This is a genomic window from Enterobacter sp. DVT3837 (genome assembly GCF_056238685.1).
On record NZ_JBWDLA010000002.1, the window covers coordinates 510,237 to 524,038 of the forward strand.

Annotated in this window: 11 protein-coding genes, 2 tRNA genes and 1 other RNA gene; 7 read left to right on the forward strand and 7 right to left on the reverse strand. The window is 48.8% G+C overall.

Annotation, left to right across the window (positions count from 1 at the left end; translation table 11 throughout):
- Positions 1-100 precede the first annotated feature (100 nt).
- Positions 101-544, forward strand: coding sequence for an Lrp/AsnC family transcriptional regulator (locus tag AC0XWG_RS17300; protein ID WP_028018764.1), 444 nt, complete (start codon positions 101-103; stop codon positions 542-544).
- 51 nt (positions 545-595) lie between these two features.
- Here the strand turns inward: AC0XWG_RS17300 and AC0XWG_RS17305 are convergent.
- From AC0XWG_RS17305 to AC0XWG_RS17325, 5 genes are all read right to left on the reverse strand, one after another.
- Positions 596-726, reverse strand: a non-coding RNA gene (locus tag AC0XWG_RS17305) — RtT sRNA.
- A gap of 45 nt (positions 727-771) precedes the next feature.
- Positions 772-856: transfer RNA gene (locus AC0XWG_RS17310), tRNA-Tyr, on the reverse strand.
- Positions 857-891: 35 nt separating this feature from the next.
- Positions 892-976 (reverse strand) — tRNA-Tyr (locus AC0XWG_RS17315).
- 157 nt (positions 977-1,133) lie between these two features.
- Positions 1,134-1,976, reverse strand: a complete 843-nt coding sequence (gene purU, locus AC0XWG_RS17320) for a formyltetrahydrofolate deformylase (protein WP_023335983.1) — start codon at positions 1,974-1,976, stop codon at positions 1,134-1,136.
- Positions 1,977-2,024: 48 nt separating this feature from the next.
- Positions 2,025-2,483 carry a YchJ family protein gene (locus AC0XWG_RS17325; protein ID WP_128347578.1) on the reverse strand — a complete coding sequence of 153 codons (459 nt, stop codon included), beginning with the start codon at positions 2,481-2,483 and terminating at the stop codon, positions 2,025-2,027.
- Positions 2,484-2,597: 114 nt separating this feature from the next.
- Here AC0XWG_RS17325 and rssA point away from each other — a divergent pair, with 114 nt between their 5' ends.
- From rssA to galU, 3 genes are all read left to right on the forward strand, one after another.
- Positions 2,598-3,500 (forward strand): patatin-like phospholipase RssA, encoded by a 903-nt coding sequence (gene rssA, locus AC0XWG_RS17330; RefSeq protein ID WP_108089736.1) that lies wholly within the window; start codon positions 2,598-2,600, stop codon positions 3,498-3,500.
- Positions 3,501-3,591: 91 nt separating this feature from the next.
- Positions 3,592-4,605: a two-component system response regulator RssB gene (gene rssB, locus AC0XWG_RS17335; protein WP_028018768.1), complete on the forward strand. Its 1,014-nt coding sequence runs from the start codon at positions 3,592-3,594 to the stop codon at positions 4,603-4,605.
- Positions 4,606-4,805: 200 nt separating this feature from the next.
- Entirely contained in the window at positions 4,806-5,714 is a 909-nt protein-coding gene (gene galU, locus AC0XWG_RS17340; protein ID WP_108089737.1) for a UTP--glucose-1-phosphate uridylyltransferase GalU, read from the forward strand.
- 199 nt (positions 5,715-5,913) lie between these two features.
- Here galU and hns read toward each other — a convergent pair whose 3' ends face one another.
- Entirely contained in the window at positions 5,914-6,327 is a 414-nt protein-coding gene (gene hns, locus AC0XWG_RS17345) for a histone-like nucleoid-structuring protein H-NS (RefSeq protein WP_008502781.1), read from the reverse strand.
- Positions 6,328-6,877: 550 nt separating this feature from the next.
- Here hns and tdk point away from each other — a divergent pair.
- Positions 6,878-7,492 carry a thymidine kinase gene (gene tdk, locus AC0XWG_RS17350; RefSeq protein ID WP_049006865.1) on the forward strand — a complete coding sequence of 205 codons (615 nt, stop codon included), beginning with the start codon at positions 6,878-6,880 and terminating at the stop codon, positions 7,490-7,492.
- Positions 7,493-7,556: 64 nt separating this feature from the next.
- Here the strand turns inward: tdk and adhE are convergent, their stop codons facing one another.
- Complete coding sequence (adhE, locus tag AC0XWG_RS17355; protein WP_475680856.1) at positions 7,557-10,235, reverse strand: bifunctional acetaldehyde-CoA/alcohol dehydrogenase; 2,679 nt, start codon at positions 10,233-10,235, stop codon at positions 7,557-7,559.
- 477 nt (positions 10,236-10,712) lie between these two features.
- On the opposite strand from adhE, the gene AC0XWG_RS17360 reads away from it, so the two are divergent.
- A complete protein-coding gene (locus AC0XWG_RS17360) occupies positions 10,713-11,360 on the forward strand; it encodes a YchE family NAAT transporter (RefSeq protein WP_021240330.1) in 648 nt (215 codons plus the stop codon).
- Between the two features lie 771 nt (positions 11,361-12,131).
- Positions 12,132-13,763, forward strand: a complete 1,632-nt coding sequence (gene oppA / locus AC0XWG_RS17365; protein ID WP_028018772.1) for an oligopeptide ABC transporter substrate-binding protein OppA — start codon at positions 12,132-12,134, stop codon at positions 13,761-13,763.
- Positions 13,764-13,802: the final 39 nt, after the last annotated feature.

Below are 13,802 nucleotides of genomic sequence, written 5' to 3' on the forward strand. Positions count from 1 at the left end.
TCCTGATTGTATGACGCTATTGTCGAGAATCGCTGTCGGGTTTTACAGGGATGAGATAAGGTGAAATGCAGTGATGGCTTTTTAAAATTAGGTGAAAATGATGGAATTCCTTCTCGATGATATCGACCGACAAATTTTGGCCTGTCTGGTCGAGGATGCGCGTATGTCTTTGAAGGTGCTCAGCGGACGCATCGGTCTGACCTCACCCAGCACGGCAGAGCGGCTGAAAAGGCTGGAAGAGCGTGGTGTGATTCAGGGGTATGGCGCACGAGTTAATCTGGCGGCGCTGGGGTATACGCTGCAGGCGCTGGTGCGTGTGCGGCCTTTACCGGGGTTATTGCATAAGGTGGATAAATACATTCAGGCGATGCCGGAGTGTATTGAGAGCGACAAAGTCACCGGGGAAGATTGCTTTGTGATTAGGCTGGTGGTGCGTTCAATCGAGCAGCTTGATGGGTTGCTGGACGGTTTGGCAGAACATGCCCAGTGCAATACGTCGATTGTGAAGAGTTCGCCGGTGAAGAGACGCTTGCCGCCGATGTAGTCGTTTGTCGCCAGGTGGTCGATTCGGTTTTGTTATGATTTTGGGAAATGATGGTGGTGGGGGAAGGATTACTCGGCGCGTTGCGCCTCGCCCTTCGGGTCGTTGCCTGCGGCAACGCTTTCTCGCTGCGCTCGAATCGAACCTTAGTCGAAGCTTCTCATCCTTCCCCGTTACGGAAATACATGATACTGGGTGCGAACAGAAGATTTGGAGTCATTTGAAAGTGATGGTGGTGGGGGAAGGATTCGAACCTTCGAAGTCGATGACGGCAGATTTACAGTCTGCTCCCTTTGGCCGCTCGGGAACCCCACCAGGGGTAATTCAAATTTTGAGGTACTGCTGAGAGATGGTGGTGGGGGAAGGATTCGAACCTTCGAAGTCGATGACGGCAGATTTACAGTCTGCTCCCTTTGGCCGCTCGGGAACCCCACCACGGGGTAATGCTTTTTACTGGCCTGCTTCCTGTCGGAAGCGGGGCGCATCATATCAAATGAGACGCCCCTGTAAAGCATTCCTTTAGGGAAATGAAGTTGTTTGGCTGCTTTTTATCCGTAAAGGTGCAAAGCTAATCAATTCATTTTCCGAAAGATTAAAGAATGATAGTTCTGTTACCGTAGACGAAGACGCGCTGGGCAAGCACCTGATACAACGCACGGCTTAAGACGTTCTTCTCAACGTCACGTCCCGCGCGCATCATGTCCTCTGCGGTATAGGTGTGATCCACGTGAATCACGTCCTGCATGATAATTGGACCTTCATCCAGATTGTCATTCACGTAGTGCGCAGTCGCACCGATAATCTTCACGCCACGCTCGTACGCCTGATGATAAGGTCGTGCGCCAATAAAGGCTGGCAGGAACGAGTGGTGAATGTTGATAATCTTGTTTGGGAAACGCGCCACGAAGGATGGCGTCAGCACGCGCATGTATTTCGCCAGTACGACGTAGTCGGGATTATGCGCTTCAATGGCCTGCGCCATCAGGTCGTCGTGCTCTTCACGCGTATGACCTTCGTGGCTCACCAGTTCGAACGGAATATCAAAACGCTCAACAAGCGTGCGCAGCGTCTCGTGATTGCCGATCACGGCAGCAATTTCGACATCCAGGCCACCGTAGTTTGCTTTCATCAACAGATCGCCAAGACAGTGTGCTTCTTTGGTCACCAGAATCACGACGCGGCGGCGGCCAGCGGGAGTCAGTTCGCGAACGGAACCTTCCGGCAGCGCGCTATCCAGATCGGCAAGCAGGGTCGTGTCGTTGAAAATACCTTCCAGTTCGGTACGCATGAAGAAACGACCGGTACGGTGGTCAACGAACTCGTTGTTCTGCACGATATTCAGTTCATGTTTGTAACAAATGTTGGTAATTCGTGCGATCAGTCCTTTTTGATCGGGACAGATGGTGCGCAGAACTTTACGTTGTAGTGATTGCATCGCCGGGAAATCCTGTTTGTGTATTTGCGAAGTCTGGGTTGTCAGGCATTACTGCCCGCAACACTTTTTAAATTTTTTACCTGAACCGCATGGGCAGGGATCGTTACGACCAAACTGTGGGCGCGTTCCGTCAATATAATACCATTGCCCGCTTTCCTTTAAGAACCGGGAACGCTCGATAATGGCCGCCGTTTTATCGCGCTCGATAAAGCGGGCAACAAAGCTGACGTAGCCTTCCTTGTCGTCGTTTCCGGCCGATGCTTCAATAACGGTCAGTCCAAGCCACTGCGTGTTGGCGAAGCCAGCTTCAATGTCCTGGCGAAAATCGGCGGCATGGCAAGACGGGTGCCAGGTTTTGATCAGATAGTCTGCGTCTTTGATCACAAAAGCAGTGTACCGTGAACGCATGAGGTGTGACGGGTCTGGTGCAACCTGATCGCCAGAAAGATATCGCTGGCAACATAGGCTATACTCCAGAGCGCTACCACAAGGGCAGAGTTGAGACACGATTCTCTTCCTGGAACAAAAAATAAGGGCGTAAAACGCTTCGGGTAGCACTATGTTAACTGAGCAGTTGCGTTGATGTCATGTCAGGAATCCAGGGGACGTAAAACAGGGCTAATGAGAAAGGTTAAAATTGGACTGGCGCTGGGCTCAGGTGCAGCCCGGGGATGGTCACACATCGGCGTGATTAATGCCTTAAACCAGATGGGTGTTGAGGTTGATATTGTTGCAGGGTGTTCAATAGGATCGCTTGTCGGCTCCGCTTACGCGTGCGGAAAGCTTCCGGAACTTGAAACCTGGGTACGTTCCTTTAGCTACTGGGACGTGCTGCGCCTGATGGACCTCTCATGGCAGCGTGGTGGGCTGTTGCGCGGCGAACGCGTTTTTAACCAGTTCCGCCAGGTTATGCCTCTTGAAGACTTCACTGACTGTCAGATGCCTTTCGGTGCTGTTGCGACGAACCTCAGCACGGGACGCGAGCTTTGGCTTACTGAAGGTGATATTCATCTTGCCGTTCGTGCCTCCTGCAGTATGCCGGGACTAATGGCTCCTGTTCCGCATAACGGTTACTGGCTTGTCGATGGTGGCGTTGTTAACCCGGTCCCTATCTCCCTGACGCGCGCGATGGGGGCCGACATCGTCATTGCCGTGGATTTGCAGCATGACGCCCACCTGATGCAACAAGATCTCATGCCGGTGAATCTCCAGAGCGAAGATGCCGAAGGCGAGAAACTGGCCTGGCATGAACGTTTGCGTGGACGAATCGGGCGTATGGCCGCACGACGCTCTGTGACTGCGCCGACGGCCATTGAAATTATGACTACCTCTATCCAGGTTCTTGAGAATCGCCTTAAGCGAAACCGCATGGCTGGCGACCCTCCAGATATTCTGATTCAACCGTACTGTCCGCAAATATCTACCCTTGATTTCCATCGAGCTGAGGCCGCCATCGCAGCGGGCTCGATAGCCGTCGAAAAGAAAATGGATGAGCTGTTGCCTTTTGTGCGAACAGCACGTTAAGCACCTTTTTTTGATTACTTCAGCAAAATCTGACAGGCGGTAGTGCTGATAGCATGCCACTATTTAATTACTGTCAGCCAGGGGAGGAACCATGACGCAGCCATTGGCCGGAAAACACATTTTGATTGTTGAAGACGAGGCCGTTTTCCGATCGCTACTGGATTCGTGGTTATCCTCAATGGGAGCAATCACTTCGCTGGCTGAAGATGGCATAGACGCACTGGAAAAAATGGTCAGCATCACCCCGGACCTGATGATTTGTGACATTGCGATGCCGCGTATGAACGGACTGAAGCTGGTTGAACATCTGCGTAACGAAGGCAATCAGACACCGATTCTGGTGATATCTGCCACAGAGAATATGGCAGATATTGCCAAAGCGCTGCGAATTGGGGTTCAGGATATCCTGCTTAAACCTGTCAAAGACCTGAACCGGTTACGAGAGACGGTGTTAGCTTGTCTTTATCCGAACATGTTTAATTCCCGGGTAGAGGAAGAGGAACGTCTGTTTCAGGACTGGGATGCCCTGGTAAGTAATCCACCTGCCGCGGCTAAACTGTTACAGGAACTTCAGCCGCCCGTACAGCAAACTATTTCACATTGTCGGATAAACTATCGCCAGCTGGTTGCGGCGGACCAACCTGGGCTGGTGTTGGATATTGCACCGCTGTCTGATTCAGACCTGGCTTTTTATTCCCTGGATGTTACTCGGGCAGGGGATAATGGTGTATTAGCGGCGTTATTACTTCGTGCGCTATTTAATGGTCTCTTGCAAGAGCAGCTATCGCATCAGGGGCAACGGCTTCCGGAACTGGGCAGTTTACTAAAACAAGTGAACCAACTTTTTCGTCAGGCCAATTTGCCTGGACAGTTTCCGCTATTGGTCGGTTATTACCATAGTGGTTTAAAGAATCTGATCCTCGTTTCAGCGGGCCTCAACGCCTCACTGAATACGGGTGAACATCATATTCAGGTAAGCAACGGTGTGCCGCTTGGGACACTGGGAACAGCGTATCTTAATCAAATTAGCCATCGTTGCTCCTCCTGGCAGTGCCAAATTTGGGGTGCCGGGGGACGGTTACGATTAATGTTGTCCACGGAATAAGCAATTGGATCGTAATTTTAAGATTGCTTTACCTGTGTTTTGTGGGGAGTGCTACTATCCCTGCCCAGATTCATGCGTATTTATCCTAATTGATCGGCAACGCGTTCTTTTCAGACCCGAACTGTGGGGCGAGGCTGATATACTCAACGCGTTATTTATTGCATAAAAGTTCAAAACTTGAACAGCTCAGGAGAATTTGAATGGCTGCCCTAAATTCGAAAGTCAGAAAGGCCGTTATCCCGGTAGCGGGATTGGGGACCAGGATGTTACCAGCAACTAAGGCGATTCCTAAAGAGATGCTGCCTCTGGTTGATAAGCCATTAATCCAGTACGTCGTTAATGAGTGTATCGCAGCCGGCATCACTGAAATTGTGCTGGTTACGCATTCATCAAAAAACTCTATCGAAAACCATTTCGATACAAGTTTTGAACTTGAAGCCATGCTGGAAAAGCGTGTTAAGCGTCAGTTGTTACAGGAAGTGCAGTCTATTTGCCCTCCGCACGTGACTATTATGCAGGTTCGTCAGGGGCTGGCTAAAGGCCTGGGTCATGCGGTTATGTGTGCCCACCCTGTTGTCGGTGATGAGCCAGTGGCGGTAATACTGCCTGACGTTATTCTGGATGAATACGAATCAGATCTTTCTCAGGATAATTTGGCTGAGATGATCAAGCGTTTTGATGAAACAGGTAGCAGCCAGATTATGGTTGAGCCAGTTGAAGACGTAACCGCTTACGGTGTGGTTGACTGCAAAGGCGTTAACCTTGAGCCTGGCGAAAGCGTGCCAATGGTTGGCGTTGTAGAGAAGCCAAAAGCCGACGCGGCGCCTTCTAACCTGGCAGTGGTGGGTCGCTATGTCCTGAGTGCGGAAATCTGGCCTCTGCTTGCTAAAACGCCTCCAGGAGCGGGTGATGAGATCCAACTGACCGATGCTATTGATATGCTGATCGAGAAAGAGACCGTTGAGGCTTACCATATGAAAGGTAAGAGCCATGACTGCGGTAATAAGCTCGGTTATATGCAGGCATTTGTTGAATATGGCATTCGCCACAATACCCTGGGTGAAGAATTTAAAACCTGGCTCAAAGAGAGCGTGGGTATTAAGAAATAACCAAGGCAGCAAATGTTTGAGACCGGTGAGGCGTTGCCCACCGGTTTTTTTATGCCCATAACACTCGTTATCCCGCTTGAATGTAAGAGATGGCAATAGCCGAATAAGATTCTATGACAGAGTGTAAGGGGATGTTGGTGATAAAATTGTGGTTAAAAAAAATCCCGCATTACGCGGGATTTTATGGAATGTGGCTTGATTAATCCTTGATCAGGAAGTCATCCAGCTGTTTACCTTGCTCATCCATGGCTTTCTTGATAACAGCAGGAGTACGACCCTGGCCAGTCCAGGTTTTAGTTTCGCCATTCTCATCAACGTAGCTATATTTAGCAGGACGGGCAGCGCGTTTTGCTTTGGTGCCGGTTTTAGCTGCAGCCATGCTGTTCAGCAATTCGTTTGGATCGATACCATCAGCAATCAGCATTTCACGATATTGTTGCAGTTTACGAGTGCGCTCTTCGATTTCAGCTGCTGCAGCGCTTTCTTCTTCGCGACGTTCATTAACTACAACTTCTAATTTTTCCAGCATTTCTTCAAGCGTTTCGAGGGTGCATTCTCTAGCCTGCGCACGAAGAGTACGGATGTTGTTCAGAATTTTAAGTGCTTCGCTCATTGTAGTAATCTCAAACTTATAATGGGGGGGTGGTTTGTTGACCTAATAATAGAGCCATAAATTCAGTTGTGCAATAGCCAGGAATGTAAGGAATTCAAAAAATACTAAATAAAGCCACTATTATTAATTACGCTAACTTAAATTTCATCTCCCAGGAATCTCGCTTGTTATCAGCGTAAGCCTGCGCAACCTGCTCGATTGCATCTTTTTTTGTGACATTTACCGCAGGAATTATAGTTGCTGCGGATAAATATCAGCCTTTTGTATTAGTTCCATTGAGCGATGTTAAGACAGTAATAGTTAATAAATAGTGAATTTTAATGAACATTGATTCCACTATAAAATGAAGTGTTATGTTTGACTGACCTTATAACATATAGACCTGATTGATTACGTTTACTCTCTGTTTTAACGGATTATTTTCGTAATCTGAGGGTGCTTAACTCCGCTCTGAACCGCATCGTCTGTGCGCTGAGTCGCTGTTGACCAGACAAAATATGGTACAATCAATCATCGGGAATATTACACATTGATTAGGGTTTTACGGCCAATGGCACAACTTTATTTCTACTATTCGGCAATGAATGCCGGAAAATCCACAGCACTGCTTCAATCCTCGTACAATTACCAGGAACGTGGAATGCGTACTGTTGTTTATACGGCTGAAATTGACGATCGCTTTGGTGCAGGGAAGGTGAGTTCCAGAATAGGCCTTTCGTCTCCGGCCAGGCTGTTTAACCCGCAAACTGACCTGCTGGAGGACATTCGCGCAGCGCATGCCACGCAGCCTATTCATTGTGTTCTGGTTGATGAGAGCCAGTTTCTGACGCGTGAGCAGGTTCATGCGCTTTCAGAGGTGGTAGATGAGCTCGATATCCCTGTTCTTTGCTATGGGCTGCGTACAGACTTCCGTGGCGAGCTATTCGCAGGGAGCCAGTATTTGCTTGCCTGGTCAGATAAACTCGTCGAACTCAAAACTATCTGCTTTTGCGGCAGGAAAGCCAGTATGGTGCTTCGTCTCGACCAGGCCGGAAAGCCTTATGCAGATGGTGAGCAGGTGGTGATAGGCGGAAATGAACGCTATGTTTCGGTCTGCCGTAAGCATTATAAAGAAGCGCTGTCTGTAGGCTCGCTGACGGCGATTCAGCACGACAACAGAAAATAATTTTCACCGTGTTCTTCAGACATAAAAAAACCCGCCATTGGCGGGTTTTTTATCAGACTGTCAGTTAAGCGCTTTTCTTCGCTTTTTTGTCAGCTTTTACCGCAGGAGCTTCAACTTTAGCCACTGCTAAATCACCTTCTTTGAACTCACGACCGTAGTAGGTATCCAGCAGAATCTGTTTCAGCTCGGAGATCAGTGGGTAGCGCGGGTTAGCACCAGTACACTGGTCATCGAAGGCATCTTCAGACAGTTTATCTACGTGGGCGAGGAAGTCAGCTTCCTGAACGCCAGCTTCACGGATAGATTTAGGAATACCCAGTTCAGCTTTAAGGCTTTCCAGCCATGCCAGCAGTTTCTCAATCTTAGCAGCAGTACGGTCACCCGCAGCGCTCAGACCCAGATGGTCAGCGATTTCAGCGTAACGGCGACGTGCTTGCGGACGGTCGTACTGGCTGAATGCAGTCTGCTTGGTTGGGTTATCATTCGCGTTATAACGGATAACGTTGCTGATCAACAGGGCGTTCGCCAGACCGTGAGGAATGTGGAACTGAGAACCCAGTTTGTGCGCCATTGAGTGGCAAACACCCAGGAAGGCGTTAGCAAACGCGATACCGGCGATGGTTGCTGCACTGTGAACACGCTCACGTGCTACAGGGTTTTTCGACCCTTCATTGTAGGACGCTGGCAGGTTTTCTTTCAGCAGTTTCAGAGCTTGCAGAGCCTGACCATCAGAGAACTCAGACGCCAGTACGGAAACGTAAGCTTCCAGAGCGTGAGTTACCGCATCCAGACCACCGAAGGCACACAGTGATTTCGGCATTTCCATGACCAGGTTGGCGTCAACAATCGCCATGTCTGGGGTCAGTGCGTAGTCAGCCAGTGGGTATTTCTGACCTGTTGCATCGTCAGTAACAACCGCAAACGGAGTCACTTCTGAACCGGTACCGGAAGTGGTAGTAACGGCGATCATTTTCGCTTTTACGCCCATTTTCGGGAACTTGTAGATACGTTTACGGATATCCATAAAGCGCAGCGCCAGTTCTTCGAAGTGAGTTTCCGGATGTTCGTACATTACCCACATGATTTTCGCGGCGTCCATTGGGGAACCACCACCCAGTGCGATAATCACATCTGGTTTGAAGGAGTTCGCCAGTTCAGCACCTTTGCGAACAACGCTCAGGGTTGGGTCAGCTTCAACTTCAAAGAAGACTTCAGTTTCGACGCCAGCTGCTTTCAGAACAGAGGTGATCTGGTCAGCGTAGCCGTTGTTGAACAGGAAACGGTCAGTCACGATGAGCGCACGTTTGTGGCCATCAGTAATCACTTCATCCAGCGCAATTGGCAGAGAGCCACGGCGGAAGTAGATAGATTTCGGAAGTTTGTGCCACAACATGTTTTCAGCTCGCTTAGCAACGGTTTTCTTGTTGATCAGGTGTTTTGGACCAACGTTTTCAGAGATGGAGTTACCACCCCAGGAACCACAACCCAGAGTCAGGGAAGGAGCGAGTTTGAAGTTGTACAGGTCACCGATACCACCCTGAGAAGCAGGGGTGTTAATCAGGATACGTGCAGTTTTCATCTTCTGACCGAAGTGAGCAACACGTTCTGGCTGATTATCCTGGTCGGTGTACAGGCAAGAGGTGTGACCGATACCGCCCATGGCAACCAGTTTCTCTGCTTTCTCTACTGCATCGTCGAAATCTTTCGCACGGTACATTGCCAGAGTCGGAGACAGTTTTTCGTGTGCAAATGGCTCGCTCTCATCAACAACTTTCACTTCACCGATCAGGATCTTAGTGGTTGCCGGAACGGTGAAACCTGCGAGTTCAGCAATTTTATACGCTGGCTGCCCAACGATAGCGGCGTTCAGTGCGCCATTTTTCAGGATGATGTCCTGAACGGCTTTCAGCTCTTTGCCCTGCAGCATGTAGCCGCCGTGGCTGGCGAAGCGTTCGCGAACCGCGTCATATACGGAATCTACAACAACAACGGACTGTTCAGATGCACAGATAACGCCGTTATCGAAGGTTTTGGACATCAGAACAGAAGCAACAGCACGTTTGATATCAGCCGTTTCGTCGATAACAACAGGAGTGTTACCTGCGCCTACGCCGATTGCTGGTTTGCCGGAGCTGTACGCTGCTTTAACCATGCCAGGACCACCGGTCGCCAGGATCAGGTTAATGTCTGGGTGGTGCATCAGTGCGTTGGACAGTTCAACAGAAGGTTGGTCAATCCAGCCGATCAGGTCTTTTGGTGCGCCTGCAGCGATAGCCGCCTGCAATACGATATCAGCAGCTTTGTTCGTTGCATCTTTAGCACGTGGGTGCGGAGAGAAGATAATTGCGTTACGGGTCTTCAGGCTAATCAGTGATTTGAAGATAGCAGTAGACGTTGGGTTGGTGGTTGGAACGATACCGCAAATGATGCCGATAGGTTCTGCAATCGTGATAGTACCGAAGGTGTCGTCTTCAGACAGCACGCCACAGGTTTTCTCATCTTTATAGGCGTTGTAGATATACTCAGAAGCAAAGTGGTTTTTGATCACTTTATCTTCAACGATACCCATACCGGATTCGGCAACGGCCATTTTAGCGAGAGGGATTCGAGCATCTGCAGCAGCCAGAGCGGCCGCGCGGAAGATTTTATCAACCTGTTCTTGGGTGAAATTGGCATATTCACGCTGGGCTTTTTTAACGCGCTCGACGAGGGCGTTCAGTTCAGCGATATTAGTAACAGCCATAATGCTCTCCTGATAATGTTTAAACTCTTTTAGTAAACCAGCGCTCGATACGTCAGACAGTATAGACAGAGCTGATATGACTTGCGTAACACAAAATAAAACAAAGAGTTACTTTCTACACCAGCACACTAATTTACTAAAAGAGCCTTACTTTAGCATCATTCCTTTTTGTCAGGTGACCTCCCTGGGGTGTAACCAAGATTACTCACTTCTGAGTACGAAAATCATGATCTGCGTCAATTTTCCCCCAAGCTGATACCTTTCAGCAGGGTTATTTCTTTGAGATTTTTCCAGTGTTAAATAATTACGTAAGTATTGGAAGTGGCGCTATCATTGATTCTACATATGTTTAACATCCTGAAATGATAACGTTTTGGCACAGATTTCGAGTGAAGTATGCTAATAAAAAGGGTATCTTCAGCGCGATTTCTCATGACAAATTGTCAGTCCCGGGCATGCGCATAAGCGGAGCAAAACGTGATCCAAACGCTCTTTGATTTTCCAACGTATTTTAAATTTTTTATTGGTTTGTTTGCCCTGGTCAACCCGGTGGGGATCATTCCTGTCTTCATTAGTATGACCAGTTACCAGACGGCGGCGGCCAGGAACAAGACCAACCTCACCGCCAACCTGTCAGTGGCTATCATATTGCTCACCTCCCTTTTTCTGGGGGACGCCATTCTTCAGCTCTTCGGGATTTCGATCGACTCTTTCCGCATTGCGGGTGGGATCCTGGTTGTGACCATCGCCATGTCTATGATCAGCGGTAAGCTGGGTGAGGATAAACAGAACAAACAGGAGAAGTCAGAAACTGCCATCCGTGAAAGCATTGGCGTGGTACCGCTGGCGTTACCGCTTATGGCTGGCCCCGGAGCCATCAGTTCAACGATTGTCTGGGGTACGCGTTACCATAGCCTGATGCATTTGATTGGCTTTTCCGTGGCCATTGCCATTTTCGCGCTCTGCTGCTGGGGAGTATTCCGTATGGCGCCCTGGCTGGTGCGCTTATTGGGGCAGACGGGCATCAACGTTATAACGCGTATCATGGGCCTGCTGTTGATGGCGTTAGGGATCGAATTTATTGTCACCGGTATTAAAAGCATTTTCCCCGGCTTGTTACACTAATATTTCATATGAAAGAACGGAGCTACAGCTCCGTTTTTTTACGTGATTATCAGCAAATCATATAACTAAAGTTGAAATGCTCACATATCATAATAAATTCTACTAATAATGTTCATCTCTTGTATTTCAATAAGTTATTAATTTCCTTCCAACCCACCTGCGCAGAAAACCTTCGATCGCTCTGTTATTTTACTCACATGATACTCTGGGGCTTGCTGAGAGATAACCGAAATGATATTAGTAATTTCAACATTCCCCTAGATGAATGTGCTAAATAATAACCAGTTGTTAAATTTTTGTACAAAAACACTCGATGATAGCGCAGCGACGCGCTTGTAGAGGAGGTTTCCTCTATCTTATTGAATGTCATGTTTTTTAGTGGCGTTTGATGTCTGGCAAGGCTGCCCTCAACGATACGGCTCTCACCGTAAAAGAGAATTGCTTAACAAATTTGCAAAATGTATTGGCGTGCGTTTACGCCATTTGATACTTTCCGGCCTACTATTTTGCAGCATAAAACAAGTAGATGAGAATTATTTTCATATGCTTCTCTTCTCAGATATCCAGCGCAGGTCTCAAACAGGGGAGGCCTGTAAAGAATCGACGCAAGACGGCCATACGAGCGGTCAGTAATAAAAAAGTCGGTGATAGCAAGAAGTAAAAAAGAAGAACCTGGCAGCAGCAAAAAAAACTCCTGCGCTGTACAGGCCCCAACAGGGGATTACACAGCTGGCGAAGGCCAGTCATTATAATGAGTGGAGTACCAACACAATGTCCATCATCACAAAAAAAAATCTGGTAGCGGCGGGGATTTTAACTGCGCTAATCGCGGGCAACGCTGCAATGGCTGCGGACGTACCTGCAGGTGTTCAACTGGCTGAAAAACAGACGTTGGTTCGTAACAACGGTGCGGAAGTTCAGTCTCTTGACCCGCATAAAATTGAAGGTGTTCCCGAGTCAAACGTTAACCGCGACCTGTTCGAAGGTCTGCTGGTGACTGACGTAGACGGCCACCCGGCTCCGGGTGTAGCAGAAAAATGGGAAAATAAAGATTTCAAAGTCTGGACTTTCCATCTGCGTAAAGATGCGAAATGGTCAGACGGCACGCCGGTTACCGCCGAAGATTTCGTTTATAGCTGGCAGCGTCTGGCGAATCCAAATACTGCCTCTCCGTATGCGAGCTACCTGCAATATGGCCACATTGCCAATATTGATGACATCATCGCAGGCAAAAAACCGGTCACCGACCTGGGCGTGAAAGCGATCGATGCGAATACCTTTGAAGTCACGTTGAGCGAACCTGTTCCGTACTTCTATAAGCTGCTTGTTCACCCGTCTGTATCTCCAGTTCCAAAATCCGCAGTGGAAAAATTTGGTGAAAAATGGACTCAGCCTGCCAATATCGTGACCAACGGTGCCTACAAACTGAAAGACTGGGTAGTCAACGAACGTATGGTTCTGGAGCGTAACCCGCAATATTGGGACAACGCGAAAACCGTGATTAATCAGGTGACGTACCTGCCAATTTCTTCCGAAGTGACTGACGTTAACCGCTACCGTAGCGGTGAAATCGACATGACCTATAACAACATGCCGATTGAACTGTTCCAGAAGCTGAAAAAAGAAATTCCTAAAGAAGTGCATGTTGATCCGTATCTGTGCACCTATTACTACGAAATCAACAACCAGAAAGCACCATTCACCGATGTTCGTGTCCGTACGGCACTGAAACTGGCACTGGATCGCGATATCATCGTGAACAAAGTGAAAAACCAGGGCGATCTGCCAGCATACAGCTATACCCCTCCATACACTGATGGCGCAAAACTGACTGAACCAGATTGGTTCAAACAGACGCAAGAGCAGCGTAACGCAGAAGCGAAGAAACTGCTCGCCGAAGCTGGCTATACTGCTGATAAGCCGCTGACCTTCAGCCTGCTGTATAACACCTCCGATCTGCACAAAAAACTGGCTATCGCCGTCGCTTCGATCTGGAAAAAGAACCTGGGCGCAAACGTGAAGCTGGAGAACCAGGAGTGGAAGACCTTCCTGGATAGCCGTCATCAGGGCACCTTCGATGTGGCGCGTGCTGGCTGGTGTGCGGACTATAACGAACCAACCTCCTTCCTGAACACCATGCTGAGCGACAGCTCGAACAACACCGCGCACTATAAGAGCCCGGCATTCGACAAGCTGATTGGCGACACGCTGAAAACAACTGACGAAGCACAGCGTACTGAACTGTACTCTAAAGCTGAGCTGCAGTTGGATAAAGATTCCGCGATCGTTCCGGTTTACTACTACGTCAACGCCCGTCTGGTGAAACCGTGGGTAGGTGGCTATACCGGTAAAGACCCGATGGATAATATCTACGTTAAAAACTTGTATATTATCAAGCATTAATGGCAATGAGTGGGGCGAGTTCGCTCGCCCCACGGTGTC

Bases quoted from the DNA above. Each gene is read 5' to 3' on its own strand.
- rssA (WP_108089736.1), top strand. From the start codon at position 2,598: ATGAGAAAGGTTAAAATTGGACTGGCGCTGGGCTCAGGTGCAGCCCGG.
- hns (WP_008502781.1), bottom strand. From the start codon at position 6,327: ATGAGCGAAGCACTTAAAATTCTGAACAACATCCGTACTCTTCGTGCG.
- oppA (WP_028018772.1), top strand. From the start codon at position 12,132: ATGTCCATCATCACAAAAAAAAATCTGGTAGCGGCGGGGATTTTAACT.
- adhE (WP_475680856.1), bottom strand. From the start codon at position 10,235: ATGGCTGTTACTAATATCGCTGAACTGAACGCCCTCGTCGAGCGCGTT.
- rssB (WP_028018768.1), top strand. From the start codon at position 3,592: ATGACGCAGCCATTGGCCGGAAAACACATTTTGATTGTTGAAGACGAG.
- AC0XWG_RS17300 (WP_028018764.1), top strand. From the start codon at position 101: ATGGAATTCCTTCTCGATGATATCGACCGACAAATTTTGGCCTGTCTG.
- tdk (WP_049006865.1), top strand. From the start codon at position 6,878: ATGGCACAACTTTATTTCTACTATTCGGCAATGAATGCCGGAAAATCC.
- purU (WP_023335983.1), bottom strand. From the start codon at position 1,976: ATGCAATCACTACAACGTAAAGTTCTGCGCACCATCTGTCCCGATCAA.
- galU (WP_108089737.1), top strand. From the start codon at position 4,806: ATGGCTGCCCTAAATTCGAAAGTCAGAAAGGCCGTTATCCCGGTAGCG.